17 protein-coding genes are annotated in these 20,958 nt (G+C 49.0%); 13 read left to right on the top strand and 4 right to left on the bottom strand.

Features of this window, described 5'->3' with window-relative positions:
* From DXC51_RS03690 to DXC51_RS03660, 6 genes are all read left to right on the top strand, one after another.
* On the top strand, positions 1-1,749 hold the full coding sequence (locus DXC51_RS03690) for an ABC transporter ATP-binding protein (RefSeq protein ID WP_117530525.1): 1,749 nt from the start codon (positions 1-3) through the stop codon (positions 1,747-1,749).
* A complete protein-coding gene (locus DXC51_RS03685; RefSeq protein WP_117530524.1) occupies positions 1,739-3,472 on the top strand; it encodes an ABC transporter ATP-binding protein in 1,734 nt (577 codons plus the stop codon). The genes DXC51_RS03690 and DXC51_RS03685 overlap by 11 nt, the downstream gene beginning before the upstream one ends.
* Positions 3,473-3,502: 30 nt before the next feature.
* The gene (locus DXC51_RS03680) at positions 3,503-3,937 is read left to right on the top strand and encodes a LytTR family DNA-binding domain-containing protein (RefSeq protein WP_025489773.1); all 435 of its coding nucleotides are present in this window, start codon (positions 3,503-3,505) and stop codon (positions 3,935-3,937) included.
* 12 nt (positions 3,938-3,949) lie between these two features.
* The gene (locus DXC51_RS03675) at positions 3,950-4,384 is read left to right on the top strand and encodes a DUF3021 family protein (protein ID WP_025489774.1); all 435 of its coding nucleotides are present in this window, start codon (positions 3,950-3,952) and stop codon (positions 4,382-4,384) included.
* Positions 4,385-4,681: 297 nt separating this feature from the next.
* Complete coding sequence (locus DXC51_RS03665) at positions 4,682-5,764, top strand: linear amide C-N hydrolase (protein ID WP_025489776.1); 1,083 nt, start codon at positions 4,682-4,684, stop codon at positions 5,762-5,764.
* Positions 5,765-6,060: 296 nt separating this feature from the next.
* Positions 6,061-7,224: an SH3 domain-containing protein gene (locus DXC51_RS03660; protein ID WP_025489777.1), complete on the top strand. Its 1,164-nt coding sequence runs from the start codon at positions 6,061-6,063 to the stop codon at positions 7,222-7,224.
* 72 nt (positions 7,225-7,296) lie between these two features.
* Here DXC51_RS03660 and DXC51_RS03655 read toward each other — a convergent pair whose 3' ends face one another.
* Together DXC51_RS03655 and DXC51_RS03650 are read right to left on the bottom strand one after the other, a co-directional pair.
* Complete coding sequence (locus DXC51_RS03655; RefSeq protein ID WP_025489778.1) at positions 7,297-7,545, bottom strand: GlsB/YeaQ/YmgE family stress response membrane protein; 249 nt, start codon at positions 7,543-7,545, stop codon at positions 7,297-7,299.
* Positions 7,546-7,765: 220 nt separating this feature from the next.
* Entirely contained in the window at positions 7,766-9,451 is a 1,686-nt protein-coding gene (locus DXC51_RS03650) for a DUF4091 domain-containing protein (protein ID WP_117530523.1), read from the bottom strand.
* Positions 9,452-9,808: 357 nt separating this feature from the next.
* Here DXC51_RS03650 and DXC51_RS03640 point away from each other — a divergent pair, with 357 nt between their 5' ends.
* Together DXC51_RS03640 and DXC51_RS03635 are read left to right on the top strand one after the other, a co-directional pair.
* A complete protein-coding gene (locus tag DXC51_RS03640; RefSeq protein WP_025489780.1) occupies positions 9,809-10,666 on the top strand; it encodes an HAD family hydrolase in 858 nt (285 codons plus the stop codon).
* A 56-nt stretch (positions 10,667-10,722) separates the two neighbouring features.
* Positions 10,723-12,423: a glycoside hydrolase family 3 protein gene (locus DXC51_RS03635; protein ID WP_117530522.1), complete on the top strand. Its 1,701-nt coding sequence runs from the start codon at positions 10,723-10,725 to the stop codon at positions 12,421-12,423.
* 144 nt (positions 12,424-12,567) lie between these two features.
* Here DXC51_RS03635 and DXC51_RS03630 read toward each other — a convergent pair whose 3' ends face one another.
* Both DXC51_RS03630 and DXC51_RS03625 read right to left on the bottom strand, forming a co-directional pair.
* A complete protein-coding gene (locus DXC51_RS03630; RefSeq protein WP_180998253.1) occupies positions 12,568-13,398 on the bottom strand; it encodes an ABC transporter permease in 831 nt (276 codons plus the stop codon).
* Positions 13,388-14,158: an ABC transporter ATP-binding protein gene (locus tag DXC51_RS03625; protein WP_021635835.1), complete on the bottom strand. Its 771-nt coding sequence runs from the start codon at positions 14,156-14,158 to the stop codon at positions 13,388-13,390. Before DXC51_RS03625 ends, DXC51_RS03630 begins: the two co-directional genes overlap by 11 nt.
* A 204-nt stretch (positions 14,159-14,362) precedes the next feature.
* On the opposite strand from DXC51_RS03625, the gene DXC51_RS03620 reads away from it, so the two are divergent.
* The 5 genes from DXC51_RS03620 to DXC51_RS03600 all read left to right on the top strand — a co-directional run bounded on the left by DXC51_RS03620 (position 14,363) and on the right by DXC51_RS03600 (position 20,682).
* The gene (locus tag DXC51_RS03620) at positions 14,363-15,121 is read left to right on the top strand and encodes a CPBP family intramembrane glutamic endopeptidase (protein WP_117530521.1); all 759 of its coding nucleotides are present in this window, start codon (positions 14,363-14,365) and stop codon (positions 15,119-15,121) included.
* 94 nt (positions 15,122-15,215) lie between these two features.
* The gene (argH, locus tag DXC51_RS03615; RefSeq protein WP_117530520.1) at positions 15,216-16,604 is read left to right on the top strand and encodes an argininosuccinate lyase; all 1,389 of its coding nucleotides are present in this window, start codon (positions 15,216-15,218) and stop codon (positions 16,602-16,604) included.
* A gap of 76 nt (positions 16,605-16,680) precedes the next feature.
* Positions 16,681-17,766 carry an aspartate-semialdehyde dehydrogenase gene (gene asd / locus DXC51_RS03610; RefSeq protein WP_025489787.1) on the top strand — a complete coding sequence of 362 codons (1,086 nt, stop codon included), beginning with the start codon at positions 16,681-16,683 and terminating at the stop codon, positions 17,764-17,766.
* A gap of 22 nt (positions 17,767-17,788) precedes the next feature.
* A complete protein-coding gene (locus DXC51_RS03605) occupies positions 17,789-19,921 on the top strand; it encodes a DNA topoisomerase (RefSeq protein ID WP_117530519.1) in 2,133 nt (710 codons plus the stop codon).
* A gap of 68 nt (positions 19,922-19,989) precedes the next feature.
* The gene (locus tag DXC51_RS03600; protein WP_102288956.1) at positions 19,990-20,682 is read left to right on the top strand and encodes an acyltransferase; all 693 of its coding nucleotides are present in this window, start codon (positions 19,990-19,992) and stop codon (positions 20,680-20,682) included.
* Positions 20,683-20,958 lie beyond the last annotated feature (276 nt).

The raw sequence follows: 20,958 nt of genomic DNA, 5'->3' as shown, positions 1-20,958 counted from the left end.
ATGGAGGGGGAGTCTCGGAGAATTGAAAAGCCGGAGCGGATTGCGACCTATTTTCATCTGGAAAAATGGACGTTGGCCGTCATAACGGTCACCGGTATTTTTTACAACGTGGGCATGACGGCAGGCCCCTGGTTTGAAGGTCAGCTGGCTCAGCGTCTGTGTGATATTATTCTGGGGAAAAAGGTTTTTGCGGATATGGTGGGGCTGGCATTGCTCTATGTGGCCGTTATCCTTGTGGTGCAGACCATGCGTTATATGAAACGGCTGTTTGTCAGGCGGTTTGCAAACCATATTAACCGGGACATGAAGCAGGTCCTTTACCGCAGCCTGGTGCATAAGAAAAAAGAAGCGCTGGAGAAGGAAAGCGCAGGCGCCATGATGACCAGAGCGATTTCCGATGTGGATGTCTGTGTGGAGGGAATGAGGAAATTCACGACGGAAATTTTTGACACGGGCGTGGTCATGGCGGCTTATCTCGTTATGCTGTTTATTTATGATTGGCGCCTTACATTGCTTTCCATGTGTTTCCCTCCGGCCGCATATTTCATTGCGGAGAAGCTGAAAAAGACAGTATCACGCTGTGCTGCGGCCGGAAAGGAAAGCGCAGGGCGTTTGAATGAGGTCACGCTTGATCGTGTGGAAAACGCATTGACCTACCGGGTCTACGGACAGGACGAGAACAGGAATGCCGACTATGAAATCTGCCTTGCCGATTATGAGAAAAAAGCAGTGAGTGCGAATATCTGGGAAAACGCCATGCAGCCTTTGTATCAGATCATATCCATGATGGGAGCTGTTTTTATTCTGTGGTTTGGCGGCAAAAATGTGCTGGGCAGCGGCTGGACCGCCTGGGATATCGCGGCATTTACCACATTTCTTTCCTGCTTTACCAAGCTGGCTGCCAAATCCTCCAAGGCGGCCAAGCTGTTTAATTCGGTGCAGAAGGCACAGGTGTCATGGAAACGGATTCAGCCTTTTATGCAGGATGCGGAGCCGGAACAGGATATAACAGCAGGGGAGCCGGCGGGTCTCGTGGTATCCGGACTGTCCTTTTCCTACCAGGGCGGCCCTCCGGTCTTTCAGGAGGTTTCCTTCTCAGCCGGCCCGGGTGAAATCATTGGCGTAACTGGTCCGGTCGCCTGCGGAAAATCCACCCTGGGAAGAGTGTTCCTTCAGGAGTCCGATTACCAGGGAAGCATCCGTATTGGCGGGCGGGAACTGTCCGTAATGACGCAGGAGGAGCTCAGCGGCATGGTGGGATACATGGGACATCAGCCGGAGCTTATCAGTGCGGATATTGAAGAAAATATCCTGCTGGGCGACGAAGGAAATGCACTAAAATATCTGCGTGCGGTCCGCATGGAAGAAGAAACTGCCAAAATGCCGGATGGAATACATACGCTTGTGGGAAACGGCGGTGTGCGTCTGTCGGGAGGACAGCAGGCGAGAATCGCACTGGCAAGGACGCTCTGCCACAGAAAGCCGGTAATGATACTGGATGATCCTTTTTCCGCAGTGGACACAGAAACGGAAAAAGAAATTATGAAAAATCTAAGGGAATTGGCCCGCGACAGCATTGTCCTTCTTCTGACACACAGGCTGGCGCTTTTTCCTGAACTGAATCAGGTGCTCTGGATGTCCGACGGCAGGGTTACCGTATCCTGCCATGAGGCGCTGATGAGAACGAACGCTGATTATGCCGCTTTATATCGGATGCAGGAGAAGGGAGGCGGACACCATGAAGCATAAAAGCCCGGTATTTTCCTCCGCTCTGGTTACGATAAGAGAACATCCCTTGCTTTCCGCCGGCCTGCTGTTTACAATTGCAGGAGCGACTATTCTGGGAATCTTACCGCCGCTGGTTCTGGAGACATTGATTAACCGGCTGACAGAAGGCAGGACTTTTTCGACGTTCCTTGTATTTTCCTATTTTTTTCTCCTGACTGCCGCCGGCCTCTTCGACGCATCCAAAGAAAGCCTGATTACGGTTTTCGGGCAGAAGATTACCCGGGGGCTGCGCCATGAGATGTGTGCCAAGCTTTCCAGGCTTCCTGCCGCTTATTTCCAGAAGTACGAACCCGGCGTTACGGCTTCCCGTTTTGTTAATGACGTAGATACGGTGGAGGCGCTCTTTACCTCCGGAATAATCGGCATGGCCGCAGATCTATGTAAGGTAATCAGTATTCTTGCCGTTATTTTCGTTAAAAGCAAAGGCCTGGGAATCCTGATGATGCTCGTTACCCCGCTTTTATATGCGTTGACGCGCCTGTTTCAGAAGCGTATGCTTTCCGCCCAGCTGGTCAACCGGGCGGCGGTTGGACGGGCGAATAATCATGTGCCAGAAACGATAAAAAATATCAGAATGATCCGTTCCTTCCATAAAGAAGCTTTTATGGAAAAAAAGTACGGCAGCTATATACAGCAAAGCTACCATGCGGTGGAAAAAGCCAATTTCTATGACGCAGTCTATTCTCCGATTGTCATTACGATAAGCTCGGTATTGATTGCGGTTATGATGATTTTTGCTGCAAAGGGGGGAGCGATGCAGGCTTTTTTCGGTATGTCTGCCGGAACGGCGGTCGCGGTTATCGCCTATGTGGGAAAAGTATTCGAACCATTGGAAAGCATCGGCATGGAAATACAGAATATTCAGTCTGCGGTGGCCGGCGTGTACAGAATTAATGAATTCCTGCGGGAAGAAGAACGGAAAATGCCGCCGGAGGATATAGAACTGCCAAAGCTCCGGAATATCCAAAACAGTTATTCCGCCCACTTCGGCGCACCCCCTGGCGCCGGAACCAATATGCCTGCGGCAGAGCTTGATAAGGTAAGCTTTGGTTATGAAAGGGAACAGGAAATACTTCATGACGTGGATTTGACGGTGATGCCCGGAGAGAATGTAACTCTTATCGGCCGCACCGGCGCGGGGAAAAGTACAATTTTCAAGCTTTTGCTGGGGTTGTACCGCCCCTGGAGCGGCCGGATAAGGATATTCGGAATGGACGCGGATCAGATTCCGGACAGGCAGAAAAGAAAGCTTTTCGGATATGTGGAGCAGTCCTTTCCCGTAATTCCAGGTACCATAGCAGATCAGATTACGCTTAAAAGCCCGGATATTTCCGCGGAACAGATAGAAAAAGCGCTGAAAACAGCAGGCCTGTGGGAATCTGTCAATGCTTTGGAAAAGGGCTGGGATACTCCTTACAAGCCCGGCCTGTTCTCTCAGGGACAGCTGCAGCTGCTGTCCATTGCAAGAGCGGTAGCGGCTGAGCCGGCTATACTTTTGCTGGATGAAATTACCGCCAACCTGGATTCAGTTACCGAAAAAAAAGTCCTGGCAGCGCTGCAGGAGGCATCAAAACGGCGTACTGTAATTTCCATATCACACCGCCTGTATCAGCAGGCGGGCGGCAGAAGATTCCGTGTGGACGGGAAAAAGGGTGGCTGGGAAGGCGAAGATATGTTAAACTGACGATGTAAAAGGAAAGCAGGAGGTGAGGCATTGAAAATTATAATTGAGGAGCCGAAGGAATCTGAAGAAGAACAGATTATTTTCAGATGCCGTGAAATGACTCCTGAGCTTCTCCAAATCATAGCCCGCCTTAAAGCGCAGGAGGGACTGGTTGCAAACCTTGGGACGCAAATCCACCGCATCCGGCCATCCGATATTTATTATATTGAAGTGGTGGAGAATAAAACCTTTTTTTACTGTAAAGAGGCCGTGTATGAGTCAAAACAGAAGCTTTACGAGCTGGAGGAATCCCTGGCCAACAGTGATATGCTGCGGATATCAAAATCTGTGATGCTGAATCTGAGTAAAATAAAAAGCCTCAGCCCTGCGCTGAACGGCAGGTTTGAAGCCATTCTGGATAATGGGGAACGGGTTATCATTTCCAGACAATACGTTGCCGGCCTGAAAAAGAGGCTGGGGATTTAGGAGGGATATATAATGCCTGTCAGGGATCTGCTGAAAGTGATGTTCCAATCTTTTTTTGTCATAGTGACAGGGGTGACCCTGGCCATGTATTTGTCCTGCCTGATTTTTTATCCGGAGGCGGTTTTTTCGCCTGTTGATATTGGCGGGATTCTGCTGGTGGGCCTGCTCAGTGACGCCACCTTTCTTGTATTCTGTTCCCGGAAGGAGCTTGGTAAAAAGAAAATGCTTCTGCGTTTCTGTATCCATATTCCTCTGGTGGTGGCCGTTGTGCTGTGGTTTGCATGGCGATGGAACTGGATTAATATATACAGGGCGGCGGAGGTTGCTGTATATATTCTTCTTATACTGGGGGTGTATGCCATTACGCTGGCCGTTTCCTTCTATCAGGATAAAAAAACGGCAGACAGGATGAATGACAGCCTGAAGGAGCGGTATCATACAGAATAAGAATGTGGTTTTCCAGGCCGGATGTACGGTGTTTTTCCTATTCTGCTGATACTACCGGCCGGAAGTGTTTTTGTACAGGAATGTTTTTCCATAATGGATTTTTATGGGACGGGGCGAAGCTTACCGTCCCTTTTTTGCATCTTACCTCCGTAAATCTGCAGGATACGATATCGCTGGTTGCCGGGACAGGCAGCAAAGCTTTATACTGACCAGACAGGAAAATTTCAAACTGTTTTTCAGGATAAGAGAAGCAGCTGGAGTAAAAAGTGCCTGCAGGTGCGGCGGATAGGAGCAGAAATGAAAAGGAACGGCCGAAAAAAGAACATGGTCTGGATTGTACTGATAATAGTTGTGGTACTGGTTTTGCTGGCAGCAGGGGGAGCATGGCTTGCGTTCCGGGAGGAACTGGCGATTACAGGAAGTATCCGGAAGGAATCAGAGGAACTTCCGGTCTATTACATGGAAGTAAACGGAGACTATCATTTTCAGGAATTCCTGGAAGCGGGCGGAGCTTCTTCCGACGATGAAGTGGCTGCCTTTCTTACCCAATATATATCAAAAGGCTTTTACTCTGTTGAAATAGAAGAGAGCGGCCCCGGATGCAGCGTAATCTCCGCAATGGATGAAAATGGGAAGCATGTGTGGGGACGCAATTTTGACTGGACAGAAACTGTGACGGTTCTTGTAAAATGTGTTCCTGATGACGGCTATGCTTCCATATCCACCTGTGATCTGCAGAATATTACAAACAGCACGGAGCTCAGGCCGGATAATCTTATGAATAAAATGCTTACGATAGCGGCTCTTTATGTCCCCATGGACGGAATTAATGAGGCGGGACTCTGTGTCGCTGATTTGGAGGTCAATGAAGGCGGTATGACAGATATGGATACCGACAGGCCGGATCTGACTATGACAACAGCAACCCGGCTGCTGCTGAATCAGGCCGCAACGGCTGACGAGGCGATAGCGCTGCTTGAAAAATATGATATCCATGCATCGGGCGGCATCAGCCATCATCTGGCTGTTTCCGATGCCACGGGAAAATCCGTTGTACTGGAGTTTATGGACGGGAAGATGATCACTGTGAACGCCAGCTGCGCCACCAATTTTAATCTGGCGAAGGGCGACAGCTCTGCCGGCGGGGAAAACGCGCAGAAGCGCTATGAAGAACTGTGCTCCGCTTATGAAGCAAACGCAGGAGTAATGACGAGACAGCAGGTGACGGAGGTTCTCAGGCGGACTGCGCAGGAGGGAGAATGGAAGACGCGATGGTCCATGGCTTACGATCAGGAAACACAAAGCATCAGCTACTGGTTTGACGGCGATTTCGGTAATGAATATCAGATATCGCTGGAGCATGCCTCTGCCATATACTGAAGCGACAAAACTTTAGTTCGGGTTTTAGTAAAAAGGCGTTTCACCAGGATGTTTTATCCGATTATGATATTATCAATTTGTTTGATTATTACCGGCCTTTCATATAATCACTTTTCACGCGAATTTTCTTTTTGTCATAAAACATTCATAATTTCTTAAGTTTTCCTTATATGGACAATAAATACTGCTTATGCTATGATTAATTGCATGGGACAATACAATTAAGATAATTTGCCGCAGCTGTGCGTAAACGGAACAGCTGCTGCTTATTTTATATATACAGGAAGAAGTGAAGAATGAATATGGATAACAGAAGAAGAAATCCTTCGCATTACAATAACCGTCACAGGAAAAGAAGAAAACGGAAAATAAGCCCGCTGGAATACCCGTCAATGCTCGTAAAGTGGATGATTAAGAATAAAGCCATGTCCGCAGTGCTGGGAGTTCTGCTGGCAGTTGTGATTGGGACCATTATTTTAGTCAGCTGGGGCATGAGTAAAGGGAAAACGGAGAAGGCTTCCGGTGAAACGGAAGGCTCTTCACAGGAAACAGCTTTCCAGGAAAATGCTTCCCAGGAGGAAAGCGGACAAACAGGAGAATCACAGGAGGCTGCGGAACCGCTGCTTGAAAATGCCTACCCTGAGGTAAATGAACTGATAACCCGTTATTATGCGGCGTTGCAGTCCGACGATCTGGATACAGTAAAGTCTCTGCTTGATTATTCGGAGGATAAGGAACTTCTTCGTATGCAGGAGAACAGCTCCCACATTGAGTCCTATAACAATATTGTCTGCTATACGAAATCCGGTCTGGAACCGGACAGCTATGTGGTATATGCCTGCTATGATGTGAAATTCGAAGGTTTTGACACGCTGGTTCCCGGACTTACGCCTTTTTATGTAAGCAAAAACGCGGAAGGAAGCTTCTATATTCATGACTGGGAGCACGATCCCGAGGCGGCCGCCTATTCCAACGAAGTTACGGCGCAGGCGGATGTCACTGCACTGTACGACAGAATCAGGACCGGAGCGGAAGAGAAGAAAGCGGGGGACGAAGCGCTTTCCGCATTCCTGGCAGGCTATGTGGATGATATGAAGGTAGCTGTTGGAGAAGCGCTGACGGAACAGAAGAACGCACCGGAAAGCCCGGAAGCGTCTGCAGAGAATACACAGTCTCAGGAAGGCACGTCAAAGGAAGGCATGGGTACGCCATCTTCAGAGCCAGAACCGGCACCTACACCCTCTCAGCCAGCAGCTAGTTCCGGCAAGGTGCCTAACAGTGGTGAATTTACGGTTTCGGAGACCGTAAATGTAAGAAAGAGCGCCAATGAAAATTCCGACAGAATCGGAGTGTGTTATTCAGGAGAGAAGCTTGAAATACTGATGAAACAGGCAGATGGCTGGACACGCGTTAAGTTCCAGGGCGAGACTGGATATGTGAAATCAGATGTTTTAAAATAAACCGTGAATTATCTATGCAGTAAAAAAGGAAGGGAATTCCTGTATGATACAGGAAAATCCACTTCCTTTTTTTTACTTCATGCCGCCAAACAGCTTTTTGCCGATATAAATAAAAATACATGCACCCACTACGGATACAATCAGGTTTGCAAGGAAACCATGGGCATAAAAGCCAATCAGGCTGAAGAGGAAGCTGCCAATCATACCGCCGATGATACCTGTAATGATATTGCGGAGAGTGCCGCCTGTTGTTTTCATGATTCTGCTGGAAATCCAGCCGGCAAGAGCCCCATATAAAATGGATAATAAAAAGGATATCATTCGTTACCTCCTGTGTTTCATTCGTATTTGTCTTTCTATCATAATCAATTCCCGCAGAAAAAGCAAGAAACTTATTCGGCGGGGGTGACAAAGTTGATTCAGCGGGTTCTGTAATCACCTCTGGCCTGGTAATTTTGTATTATCCTGCGCGGCGGGAAGAGGCTGTTTTTCACCGCGTCCAAAAAGGGGAACAGCCTCTTGGCCGTTCCCCCTGCAAGTTTTATTTCTGAGAAAGAAGCCTGATAATTTCCCGGTTGCATTTTTCCCTGAAAGAAAGCAGCCAGGAGGCTTCGCGCGGATACTGCTTGAAGGTAACGGGTGTATCCAGGCCATCCTCCATAAGGGCAATAACCGTATCCCTGTCGGTCAGCTCTTCCAGCAGCTGCAGAACCCTCATATCCTGAAGCCCCTCCATCAGCACCTCAGCCCGTATGGAAGCCACCGGGCCGTCCTCGCCCGGATAAACAAGGAAGGCATCGCCGGAAGGAAATGCGCAGGCAGCGTCGGTAACGCAGTAAGGATTAATGCGGTAGCGGGAAAGCGAAGCATTCCAGAAATTAAAGCCCCACTGCAAAAAGCCCCGGATACTGAATTTATAAAGCTGGATACCGAGAATCCTGTTTCTCTGTGACGGCATACAGAAGAAGCGGTTGGACACCTCCTGATACTGCCCGCAGCAATAGTAGGTCCAAAGGCCGGGAACCTTATTCTCCAGAAATGGTTCAATATGGTTATTACTGCATACAGGAACACCCACCAGCCCCTGGGCATAAAATTCATAGTCCGACAGCGCATCCATAATGGGAAGGCCGTCAATCTGGGACTCCAGAAGCTTTTTCGCATACAGGTAGGCGGGAATATGCTGCCTGGAGGGCTCGTCTGAAACATGGAAATAGCAGCGCCCGCGCAGCTGATGCCCATCAATGAATTCCATCAGCCCAGGCAGGAATGCTTCCAGAAATTCCCTGTACTCATCACTCGCCGCATCCGTAGCCCAGCCGAATATCTGCTTTACCGTCTCTTTTCCCTGCATCCCTTCCCCTGTGTTTGCAACCTTTGCCATAATTTTAGGCGCATGTCCTGCTCCCCACTGTGTGAAAAGATGGGAGAACTCCATATAACGGATACCGCTGCGTTCGCAAAGGGAAAGCCAGCGTTCCAGTTTTTCGAAATTAAAGGTATAGGTACCGTCCGAAAGAGATACATCTATCAGCTGCACCGTTGTGCGTTCTCCTCCCGGAGCCGTATCCAGCGGAGGGGTGAAAAGAGGCGTCAGAAGCATGTTGATACCATATTTTGCAGCTTCCTTCATGTATTTTTCCACAAGCGTCCAGTATTCTTCACTGAAAACAGGAGTTTTGTACCAGTCAGCAATACAGTCTGTATGGAACCATTCCGTATGAAGCAGCGTCTGCTCCGGAAGACAGGCATCCAGACGTTCCACAGTAAAGGTACAGCTCCCGAGAACAGCTCCATCATCACAGGTAAAGGTGATAGTAAGATCATAGCTTCCTGCCGGAAGCGTACATTCTGCCGGAACCGTAAACCACAGGCCACGCCATTGTCCGGGTATCAACGTGAGAGGCTCCTTTACCGGATAGAGAGGATCCGGATACAGTCCGGGCGTGGTACGCAGTAGAAAATCATCCGCCTCCGGAAAAATCGGAAGCTCACTGGGTACAAGCCCCGTCTGTCTGAATACAACTTCATCCTTCAGGGAACCAGACAGCGCCACGTTTGCGTGAAGAATCTGCGGGCCTTCCAGGCAATAGGCGGCCTGAAAAGAAAAACGCTCATTCAGAAACATGGCGGCGCCGGTACATGGAGTCTGCGGCTGGAACGGCTCATCCGGAAAAATTTTATCCAGAGAGCTGACTGTAAGTAAAGTGAATTTTGTGTCGCTCATATATAATCCCCCTATATTAATAATTATGGCATAAGAATAGCAAAATTTCTGAAAAAACTCCATAGTGCTACAGTAAATGAAGCAGAATGTGCAAAGAAAAGTGCCAATATGGATACAGGTTGTGAGAAGCCATGACATATTGTCAGTAAACTAATTAAAAAACACTTTCAGAACATTCTGTTTGTATATTTTCTGTTGGGGTATCCGATAGTTTCCCATAATGTTTTCGTAAAACGGCCGGGACTGGAAAAACCGCAGTTTCAGCATATTTCCGTTTCCTGCTGGAAATATTAAATACGAAAGCTTCTGCTTTTTAAAGCAGAGGCATGCGGACAATGTCCGGGAAAGGACACAAACATGCATCTCACCTCCAAACATTCCCATCTCATCTGTGTAGATTCCGACGGCTGTGCTATGGATACCATGGATATCAAGCATTTTCGGTGCTTCGGGCCTGCCATGGTGGAAGAGTGGTCCCTTACCCCCTGGCAGGAAGAAATCCTTCAACGCTGGAACAACACGAATCTGTATTCCATGACCCGTGGAATCAACCGTTTCCAGGGGCTTTCGATAGCCCTGGAGGAAGCGGACCGCAGCTATCGGCATATTCCTGGAATTGACAGGCTGCTTTCATGGACCGCTTCTTCACACGAGCTTTCCAACAGGGCGCTGGAAAAGGAAATCGCGGACAGCAGGGAAAAAGAAGACCAGAAAGAAATTCAAATACTGGAAAAAGCACTTTCCTGGTCGCGAAAGGTAAACGAACAGATTGCAGCCCTGCCTCTGGACGAGCTTCAGCCCTTTCCCGGAGTAAAAGAAGCGCTGGAGGCGGCTCACAGGGAAGCAGATATCGCCGTCGTATCTTCTGCCAACAAAAAAGCGGTGGAAGAAGAATGGCAGCGCTGCGGGCTTGCCCCCATGACGGATGTCCTCCTCACGCAGGATGACGGTTCCAAAGCCTTCTGTATCGGCGAACTCATAAAAAAAGGATATTTTCCGGAAAATGTCCTGATGCTGGGAGATGCCCCCGGGGACGAAAAAGCGGCCCTGGCAAACAACGTACTTTTTTACCCTGTTCTTGTAAAACAGGAAACGGCCAGCTGGGAACGCTTTCGCACGCAGGCGCTGCCCAAATTCCTGCAGGGGAGCTATGCCGGGACGTACCAGGAAGAACTGACAGCCCTGTTTCATGACAATCTGAAAGGCAAAGCATAATATGGAAAGGATGTAACTGTGAAATTGCTGCGCAGTTATGAAAGGATAAAGGAAACATGGTAAATTTGAAAGAAAAACCCTTCTACCTGAAAGAGGAAGATATTAAATGGGTGGAGGAAACCATAGCCGGCATGACCACAGAGGAAAAAATCGGCCAGCTGTTTGTATATATGGTAACTAACCGCGATCCAGCAGTCATGAAATCGGTTCTTGACCGTTTCCATGTGGGAGCAATCCGTTATCACAATGCGCCTAAGGAAGAACTGTATGAACAGAACCGGATACTTCAGGGAAATTCAAAAATTCCTCTTTTAATAGCCTCCAACTGTGAAGCCGGAGGAAATGGCGGAATTGAGGGCGGGACCGCGGTTGCCAACGGAGCTGCGGTCGCCGCAGCGGATTCTGAGGAGCTGGCCTATGAAATGTCCTGTGTAGGCGCTTCCGAATCCGCCGCCGTGGGCTGCAACTGGAATTTTGCCCCGGTTGTGGATCTGCTTTTTAACTGGAGAAATACCATTGTGCAGACAAGGGCCTTCAATGACAGCCCGGAGGATACCATACGTTATGCAAAGGCCTTTATGCGCGGCGCAAAGGAAAAAGGCTTCGCTACCTGCTGCAAGCATTTTCCCGGAGATGGGACGGAAGAGAACGATCAGCATCTGCTTATGGGTATCAATGATCTTTCCTGTACGCAGTGGGACAATACCTTCGGCAGAGTATACCAGGAACTGATAGACGACGGTGTAATGACTATTATGGCAGGCCACATTGCCCTGCCTTCCTACCAAAGGGAACTCCATCCCGGCCTGAAAAATGAAGAGATTTTACCGGCCACACTGTCGCCTGAGCTTATTACCGGGCTTTTAAAGGAAAAAATGCAGTTCCATGGCCTGGTGGTAACAGATGCGTCCCATATGATAGGCATGTTCGCCGCCATGCCGAGAAAGGAACAGGTGCCGAGGGCAATTGCCGCAGGCTGTGACTGCTTCCTCTTTTTTAATGATCCCGAAGAAGACTTCGGCTATATGCTGGAGGGCTATCGCAGCGGTATCATCACGGAAGAAAGGCTGAAGGATGCGCTTTACAGGATCCTGGGCGTAAAAGCAGCCATCGGCCTCCACCGTAAGCAGGCGGAAGGCACCCTTATGCCTCCCAGGGAAGCGTTGGAGGTTGTGGGCTGCAGGGAACACCGCTGGATAGCGAAAAAGGCTGCGGATCAGTTCATTACACTGGTAAAGGATACCCAAAGCATCCTTCCGCTGACCCCTGAAAAAAGCAGGCGGCTGAAGCTTGTATTTATCGGCGGCGGAGAAGGCATGGTGGTGGCCGGCAAGCTGATCAAGGACAACAGTGAGAAAGTAAAAGAACAGCTGATCCGCCTGCTACAGCAGCAGGGCTTCCAGGTGGATGCCCAGACGCCTCAGGGAAAAGGGAAAATGGAGGATTTCCAGGCAAAATACGATGCCTGCATTGTCGCCCTCCATGTGACAGGCTTTGCCCAGTATAATTCGATGCGTGTCAAATGGGCCTCACCTGCGGATCAGCCCTGGTATGTCTCACAGATCCCCACCATCTTTTTATCGCTTGGCTTTCCCAACCACCTCATTGATGTACCGATGGCCAGGACCTATATCAACGCCTATCTTGATTCCGAAACAGTTATGGAAGCCGCGATAGAAAAGATTATGGGAAAATCAGAATTCAAAGGACGTTACCAGGAAAATGTATTCTGCGGCAGGTGGGACACCAGGCTTTAGAAAGCTCATTTTTGTACAGCTTTACAGCGAAGGGAAAAATTTTATGTAGGTTTGCAGCGAAGGAAAATCCGTCCTGAAAATGCATCCGGCGAAAAATACAGGAAAGGCCATACAGCACACCAAAGCTGTACGGCCTTTCTTTTATCATTTCTTTTTATAATAATGCTCCAGCCACTGAATCATCTGATAAAGTCCCATGGCAATAATACAGAGTATAATAATAGAAGTAATTACCATATTCAGCTGGAAGACCTGGCTTCCATAAATGATCAGATACCCAAGCCCTCTTCTTGCCGCCAGGAATTCCCCGATGATTACACCCACAAGGGCAAGACCGATATTCACCTTCATGGTGCTCAAAATAATAGGAATGGAACCGGGAAGCACCACCTTAAAAAGTGTATCCCTCCGGTTCCCGCCCAGGGTGTAAATCAGTTTGATTTTTTCCTCATCCACCTGACGGAAGCCGGTGTAAAGATTGATAATGGCGCCGAAGATAGCAACGGAAATACCGGCCACGATAATCGTATTCATTCCGGTTCCCAGCCATACGATAAGAAGCGGCGCCAGGGCGGATTTGGGAAGGCTGTTAAGCACCACCAGATAAGGCTCCAGAATTTCCGTCAGCCTGGAGGAATACCACAGCAGGGTGGCGCACAGCATGCTGAAGCCGAATACCAGCAGAAAGCTTAAAATGGTTTCATACAGCGTTACTCCAATATGCATGCATAAGGAGTTCTTCTGCAGCATAGTAATAAAACAGGTAACCACCCGGCTGGGACTGGAAAAGAAAAAGGAGTCGATGATTTTCAAATCAGCGCACAGCTCCCAGACAGCCAGGAATACAAGCAGGATAAAAAAACGCATGAAGGTTACCATTCTGTGGTGCCTTCTGTGATCAGCAACAAAACGCTCCTGGGCAGACGCGGAAAGCTCTGCCGGAGTCATATTTTTCATTTTATTTTTATGATTCATCTGTCAGTTCCTCCCATAGCAGATTAAAATAATCCTTGAATTCAGGCGCATTTCTGGAGGCCAGCGGAGAGTCGTCCTTCAGGGTCAGATGGATGGGAATTTCCGCCTTAACCCGGGCGGGCCGGTTGCTCAGTACAATGACTCGTTCTGCGAGGCTGACGGCTTCTGAAAGATCATGAGTGATCAGGATGGCTGTTTTCCCGGCGGAACGTATAATGCGGCAGATATCAGCCGATACGGTCAGGCGCGTCTGGTAATCCAGGGCGCTGAAGGGTTCGTCAAGCAGCAGTATTTCCGGCTCCAAAGCCAGGGTGCGCACCAGTGCGGCACGCTGCTTCAGCCCCCCTGAAAGCTCGCTGGGCTTCTTGTGAAGGAACGGTGTAAGCCCGTAATCATCCACCATGGCAAGAACCTTTTCCTTCTTCTCAGGCGTCATCTGCTTATTGATCTCCAGGCCCAGCATAACGTTTTTATAAATATCCCGCCATTCAAACAGGTGGTCGTGCTGAAGCATATACCCGATGCCGGGCTTTTTGTCCTGAGGATCCTTTGTATAAAAAGTAATATCGCCGGATTCAGGCTGAAGCAATCCGGCAATAAGTGATAAAATCGTGGATTTTCCGCAGCCGCTGGGACCGACGATGGCCAGGAATTCTCCGGTTTTGACCGAAAAGGATATATTGTTGAGTGCTTTTATTTCTCCATTCAGGCTGTGATAGGAGAATGCTATATTTTTCAATGAGAGTATGATATCTTCCATGTCAATCCTCCAATCTGGCCGGGAAAGGAAGCGGCAGGTCCCACAGCGGCAATCCAGGTCCGGTCAGTTATATAACATATCATATGAAACCGGGGGGAAATGGTTCCTTCCCGGTATTTTTCGAGTGGAAGAAAACAGGGAAAAATGGTAAAATAAAAAGAAAAAGCCAGCTTTTTGTCGGCTTATGTAAGGGGGACTGCATATATGCGGGGCTTGAAGCTTATGTGGGGGTTGTTATGGCCTTTTCTATGGTTCCTGGCGGCATTGGGAGCTGCTGCATTCTCCTGTCCCCACAGTTTTTCCGTGCTGGAGGTGACGGGGATTGGCGCTGCTGCAGCAATCCTTACCCTGCTCGCCTGGGAACGTTTGCAAAAAGGAAAGGGCCTGACGGACAGGCTGTTTTGGGGAGGAAAGGCCCTGGGCTGCGGTTGGCTTCTCATCCCTGCGGGGATCTCGGTATGCATTACGCTTAACGGCTTATTGATTCTCACCGGGCTGGAAAGCGCGTCCGGAATGTATGACGGGATGGCGGAGCTTATCTACGGCAGCGCAGTTTGGGAACAGCTGCTGCTTTCCTGTCTCCTGATTCCTTTTGCGGAGGAGCTGGTTTTCCGTGAGCTGGGATACGGCAGGCTCCGGGAGGAAGTGGGCTTTGGAGCGGCTGCTTTGATAACCGCCCTTTTTTTCGGAATTTACCACCTTCGGCCGGTTCAGGCGATCTACGCGGCGGGACTGGGGCTTGTGCTGGCGGCGGCCTATGAAAAATGCGGCGGTTTTTTGGCGGCGTTTCTGGTCCATGCCGTGTCCAATCTGGCTTCTGTGGCAATGACGCTGGGAGAGGAGAATAATCAGCTATGGAATCGCCGGAGTGCGGCCGCTGTCTTTACTGTGGCATCAGGTCTGGTGCTTTTTGTCTGTCTGCGGAAGATACTGGCGTTTGATAAGAAAACTTTATTGCAATAAAGTTCATTTTATGGTAGTATCATTTTTAAATTGATTTTTAAGGTCATTTTTTATCGAATAAAAGGCCGGATTTTTGGCGGAATGGAGGATGTTTATGGCACAGCTCTGGGGCGGACGTTTTACCAAGGAAACGGACAGGCTGGCATATCAGTTCAATGCGTCTATTAATTTTGACAAAAGGTTTTTCGCACAGGATATTGAAGGAAGCATTGCCCATGCGGCGATGCTTAAGGAGCAGGGAATCCTGACGGAGGAAGAGAAGGAAGCAATCACGGAGGGCCTGACCGGCATCCGCAGGGATGTGGAAGAGGGACGTCTTGTGATTACCGAAGAATATGAGGATATCCACAGCTTTGTGGAAGCAAACCTGATTGACCGGATCGGGGATGCCGGAAAGAAGCTTCACACCGGAAGGAGCCGCAACGATCAGGTAGCTCTGGATATGAGGCTGTATGTGCGTCAGGAGCTGCTGGAAATCGACGGCTGCCTGAAGGACCTGCTGGAAACGCTGATAACGCTGATGGAAGAGAACCTGGATACCTATATGCCAGGCTTCACCCATATGCAGAAGGCGCAGCCTACCACGCTGGCACACCATCTGGGAGCTTACTTTGAAATGTTTAAAAGAGACAGGCTTCGGATGAAGGATATTTATGCGCGCATGAATTACTGCCCTCTGGGAGCCGGCGCTCTGGCGGGTACCACCTATCCGCTGGATCGCAGTATTACGGCTTCCCTGCTGGGGTTCGCGGGTCCTACGTTAAACAGCATGGATTCCGTTTCCGACAGAGACTATCTGATAGAGTTTTTATCAGCGCTTTCCACGGTGATGATGCACTTAAGCCGTTTTTCGGAGGAGATAATCACCTGGAACTCCAATGAATATCGATTTGTGGAGATCGACGACGCCTATTCCACCGGCAGCAGCATCATGCCGCAGAAGAAGAATCCGGACATTGCTGAGCTGACAAGAGGCAAGACTGGACGTGTTTACGGAGCGCTTGTTTCTATTCTGACAACAATGAAGGGAATTCCTCTCGCCTATAACAAAGACATGCAGGAAGACAAGGAACTGACCTTTGACGCCATAGATACAGTAAAGAACTGCCTGATCCTTTTTAACGGAATGGTAAAGACCATGCGCTTTAACAAAGCCGTCATGGAAAAGAGCGCGGTAAACGGCTTCACCAATGCCACGGACGCCGCCGATTATCTTGTGGGAAAAGGCGTGCCCTTCCGGGATGCCCACGGCATTATCGGCAGGCTGGTGCTGTACTGCATTGAGAAGAATACCAGCATTGACAGCTTAAGCCTGGAGGAACTCAAAAACGTCAGCCCTGTATTTGAGGAAGATATTTTCGATGCGGTATCACTGAAAACCTGCGTGGAAAAAAGGCTGACACTGGGAGCGCCAGGTATGGAGGCCATGAAGGAAGTCATCCGTGTTAACAGGGAATACCTGAAGGAAGAATGGCATTCTTAAACCACATTTAAGAAGATACACCGTCCTAAACAGTTACATTTAGAATATATATAGAAGAAAGATGAGGAGAGAAAAAATGAGTGAGAAACTGAAGGTAGGTATTTTAGGCGGAACAGGTATGGTGGGACAGCGTTTTATATCCCTGCTGGAGAATCATCCCTGGTTTGAAGTGACCACAATTGCTGCAAGTCCCAGATCCGCAGGCAAAACTTATGAGGATGCCGTGGGTGACAGATGGAAAATGACCACTCCCATGCCGGAAGCGGTTAAGAAAATCGTGGTTATGAATGTCAACGAAGTGGAAAAGGTTGCCGCTCAGGTGGATTTTGTTTTCAGCGCCGTTGATATGACAAAGGAAGAGATCAAGAAGATTGAAGAGGAATATGCGAAAACGGAAACCCCTGTGGTATCCAACAACAGCGCACACCGCTGGACCCCGGATGTTCCCATGGTAGTGCCGGAAATCAATCCGGAGCACATGAAGGTAATAGATTTCCAGAAGAAGCGCCTGGGAACCACAAGAGGCTTTGTTGCCGTAAAGCCCAACTGCTCCATCCAGAGCTATGCCCCCGTGCTGACCGCCTGGAAGGAATTCGAGCCTACAGAAGTGGTAGCCACCACCTATCAGGCGATTTCCGGCGCCGGAAAGACCTTTAAGGACTGGCCGGAGATGGTTGGAAACATCATTCCCTATATTGGCGGAGAAGAAGAAAAGAGTGAAAAAGAACCTCTCCGTATCTGGGGTAAAATTGAAGACGGCGTCATCGTTCCGGCGACAAGCCCGGTGATCACCTGCCAGTGTATCCGCGTTCCCGTACTCAATGGACATACGGCCGCTGTTTTCGTGAAGTTTAACAAGAAGCCCACCAAAGAGCAGCTGATTGAAAAGCTTGTGAATTTCAAAGGCCTGCCTCAGGAGCTGGAGCTTCCCAGCGCGCCGAAGCAGTTCATCCAGTATCTGGAGGAAGATAACCGTCCGCAGGTTTCCCTGGATGTGGATTATGAAAAGGGCATGGGGATTTCCGTGGGACGTCTCCGTGAAGATACGGTTTATGACTGGAAGTTCATCGGACTTTCCCATAATACGGTCCGTGGAGCAGCAGGCGGAGCCGTTCTGTGTGCGGAACTGCTGAAAGCACAGGGATATATTACTAAAAAATAAGCCCTGAAAAAAGAGGTATGATTTGGGCAAAGATTTATTTATTGCGGAAAAACCCAGTGTTGCCCGCGAATTTGCAAAAGCTTTAAAATACAATATGAGCAACCGGGACGGCTACATGGAATCAAACGAGGCCATCGTCACATGGTGTGTCGGACATCTGGTAACCATGAGCTACCCGGATGCTTATGACCCGGAATTAAAAAGGTGGACGTTAAAAACGCTGCCTTTTATTCCGGAGGAATATAAATATGAAGTAATTCCCGGCGTCCAGAAGCAGTTTGACATTGTGAGCGGCCTGCTGAACCGGGCCGATGTCACCAGAATTTATGTCTGTACCGACTCCGGACGGGAGGGAGAATATATCTACCGTCTGGTGGAAAGGCAGGCCGGCGTCCATGGCAAGGAACGCCGCCGGGTCTGGATTGATTCCCAGACAGAGGAAGAGATTCTCAGAGGCATCCGGGAAGCCAAGGATCTTTCTGCCTATGACAGCCTTTGCGATGCGGCTTATCTGCGCGCCAAGGAAGATTATCTGATGGGCATCAATTTTTCCCGGGTCCTGACCCTGAAATACGGCACGCCGGTGAAGAACTACCTGAAAAGAGACAAGGCCGTTATTTCCGTAGGCCGGGTAATGACCTGTGTCCTGGGAATGGTGGTAAACCGCGAGCGGGAAATCCGGCAGTTTGTGAAGACGCCGTTTTACAGGGTAACCGGGCGCTTTTCCATTGCCTGCCAGGCGAAGGACAACCAGGCAAGTGCTTCTTTGGCGGCCGCTGAGAACGGCAGCCGCAGCTTTGAAGGAGAATGGAGGGCAGTGGAAGGCTCCAGATGGTTCCAGTCGCCCTTACTGTATAAGGAAAACGGCTTTAAGGATAAGGAAGAAGCGCAGAAGCTGATAAATTTCCTGGAGGAGGAGCCCAGGGAAATTCCCGTTGTGGATAAAATCGAGCGGAAGAAAGAACAGAAGAATCCGCCGCTTTTGTATAATCTGGCAGAGCTTCAGAATGACTGCTCCAAATATTTTAAAATCAGCCCGGATGAGACACTGCGGATCGTCCAGGAGCTTTATGAAAAAAAGCTGACTACCTATCCGAGAACGGATGCCCGTGTGCTTTCCACCGCTGTTGCAAAGGAAATCAGCAAAAATATCAGCGGGCTTCGGGGAATCAGTTCCGTTGCCCCCTTTGCGGCGCAGATTCTGGAAAGCAAAAGCTATCAGGGAATTGCCAAAACAAGATACGTCAATGATAAACAGATTACGGATCACTATGCGATTATTCCTACCGGACAGGGACTGGGGGCGCTGAAAAGCGTTTCCGCCACGGCCGCAAAGGTTTATGAAATTATCGTGAGACGGTTTTTAAGTATTTTTTATCCGCCTGCGGTATATCAGAAGGTATCTCTGGTCAGTATTATGAAGGGAGAGCGTTTTTTTGCCAGCTTCAGGGTGCTGACGGAGGAAGGCTACCTGAAGGTGAGCCAGTTCTCTTTTTCCAGGAAAAAAGAAGACGTTCCTGCAAATGCAGAGAACAGAAATGAGGAGAAAGACGGCTCACAGGAGGATGTGAAATGCGATGCCGCCTTCCTGAAAATACTCCAGGGGCTGAAAAAAGGCACGCCGCTTGTAAATGAGAGCCTGGAGATCAAGGAAGGGGAGACATCTCCGCCAAAGCGCTATAATTCAGGAACCATGATCCTGACGATGGAAAACGCCGGCCAGTTCATTGAAGATGACGAACTTCGCGCCCAGATTAAGGGAAGCGGTATCGGGACCAGCGCCACAAGGGCGGAGATCCTGAAGAAGCTGGTATCCATCCAGTATCTTGATCTGAATAAAAAAACACAGATCATCACGCCCACGCAGATGGGGGAAATGATTTATGACGTGGTATCCGATTCCATCAGGCCTCTGCTGAATCCGGCACTTACGGCCAGCTGGGAAAAAGGCCTGACCATGGTAGCGGACGGCACGATTACATCACAGGAGTATATGAAAAAGCTGACCGATTTTGTTGGACGCAGAACCAACATCGTGAAGCAGCTGAACAATCAACAGATTCTGTACAGGCAGTTTGAGGAAAATTCAAAGTATTACACGAAGCAGCCCTCCAGGGCGGCTGCCGGAAAGAAACCGGAGGCGAAGGAAGCCTGACCGGGCCAAGGGGCAGCAGGCAGCGTGTAAGCAGGCAGCAAGTGTCACGGACACAGTAAGGAGCAGACATGGAAGAATGTAAAATCATAAATCTGTATAACTTGAATGAAACGATTGCAGCGCCTTTATTTGAGGGCCTTACCTATCCCTGGGAGGCATTACCGAAAATCAAGGCTTTTATCATACAACTGGGAAATACGCTTCCTGCAGATAAATTCAACAAAATCGGCGAGGATGTGTGGATTGCAAAATCTGCCAAAGTTGCGCCTACCGCTTATATCAACGGTCCGGCCATCGTAGACGAGGAAGCGGAGATCCGCCACTGTGCCTTTATCAGGGGCAGCGCCATCGTTGGAAAAGGAGCCGTGGTAGGCAATTCCACTGAGCTTAAAAATGTAATCCTGTTCAATAAGGTGCAGGTTCCCCATTATAATTATGTGGGAGACAGCATTCTCGGCTTTAAATCACACATGGGAGCCGGTTCCATTACCTCCAATGTAAAGAGCGATAAAACCCTCGTTGTAGTCAGATGCAATGGAGAGGAATTCCATACGGGCCTGAAGAAATTCGGCGCCATGCTGGGCGATAATGTGGAGGTCGGCTGTAATTCCGTCCTGAATCCTGGAACGGTAATCGGCAGGGACAGCAATATTTATCCCACCTCTATGGTAAGGGGCTTTGTACCTGCCAACAGCATTTATAAAACCAGAACGGAAATATCCGAAAAACGCGGCACACAGGCTGGTACGGACAGACAGTAAGTACTGGCAAACGGCGGATAAACAGTAATTTCAATGGAATGAACCGGATATTTATATATCAAAAAAGCGGGTGGAGCATCTGCCCGCTTTTTTTGATTGCCATTTTTATGGGGAATACATGAGTTTTTTTGAATAAGTGGTAAATTTTATAACAGCTTCAATAAATGAGCTGCTACAAAATATTGCGGGCCATATACGAAATATTGAAATTATTATTGACGAAAGCCTTATTTTCGTGTATAGTTACTGTTAGACGCGTTAATGCTTGCACGCGCT

Source organism: Eisenbergiella massiliensis, from assembly GCF_003435485.1.
Note: the sequence above shows the minus strand (reverse complement) of the source record. Positions and strands in the feature narration are given on the sequence as shown.

Excerpts from the sequence above, each read along its gene's own strand:
- DXC51_RS03660 (WP_025489777.1), top strand. The coding sequence starts at position 6,061 with ATGAATATGGATAACAGAAGAAGAAATCCTTCGCATTACAATAACCGT.
- DXC51_RS03635 (WP_117530522.1), top strand. The coding sequence starts at position 10,723 with ATGGTAAATTTGAAAGAAAAACCCTTCTACCTGAAAGAGGAAGATATT.
- DXC51_RS03625 (WP_021635835.1), bottom strand. The coding sequence starts at position 14,158 with ATGGAAGATATCATACTCTCATTGAAAAATATAGCATTCTCCTATCAC.
- DXC51_RS03620 (WP_117530521.1), top strand. The coding sequence starts at position 14,363 with ATGCGGGGCTTGAAGCTTATGTGGGGGTTGTTATGGCCTTTTCTATGG.
- DXC51_RS03685 (WP_117530524.1), top strand. The coding sequence starts at position 1,739 with ATGAAGCATAAAAGCCCGGTATTTTCCTCCGCTCTGGTTACGATAAGA.
- DXC51_RS03640 (WP_025489780.1), top strand. The coding sequence starts at position 9,809 with ATGCATCTCACCTCCAAACATTCCCATCTCATCTGTGTAGATTCCGAC.
- DXC51_RS03675 (WP_025489774.1), top strand. The coding sequence starts at position 3,950 with ATGCCTGTCAGGGATCTGCTGAAAGTGATGTTCCAATCTTTTTTTGTC.
- DXC51_RS03650 (WP_117530523.1), bottom strand. The coding sequence starts at position 9,451 with ATGAGCGACACAAAATTCACTTTACTTACAGTCAGCTCTCTGGATAAA.
- asd (WP_025489787.1), top strand. The coding sequence starts at position 16,681 with ATGAGTGAGAAACTGAAGGTAGGTATTTTAGGCGGAACAGGTATGGTG.
- DXC51_RS03630 (WP_180998253.1), bottom strand. The coding sequence starts at position 13,398 with ATGAATCATAAAAATAAAATGAAAAATATGACTCCGGCAGAGCTTTCC.
- DXC51_RS03665 (WP_025489776.1), top strand. The coding sequence starts at position 4,682 with ATGAAAAGGAACGGCCGAAAAAAGAACATGGTCTGGATTGTACTGATA.
- argH (WP_117530520.1), top strand. The coding sequence starts at position 15,216 with ATGGCACAGCTCTGGGGCGGACGTTTTACCAAGGAAACGGACAGGCTG.
- DXC51_RS03690 (WP_117530525.1), top strand. The coding sequence starts at position 1 with ATGGAGGGGGAGTCTCGGAGAATTGAAAAGCCGGAGCGGATTGCGACC.
- DXC51_RS03600 (WP_102288956.1), top strand. The coding sequence starts at position 19,990 with ATGGAAGAATGTAAAATCATAAATCTGTATAACTTGAATGAAACGATT.
- DXC51_RS03655 (WP_025489778.1), bottom strand. The coding sequence starts at position 7,545 with ATGATATCCTTTTTATTATCCATTTTATATGGGGCTCTTGCCGGCTGG.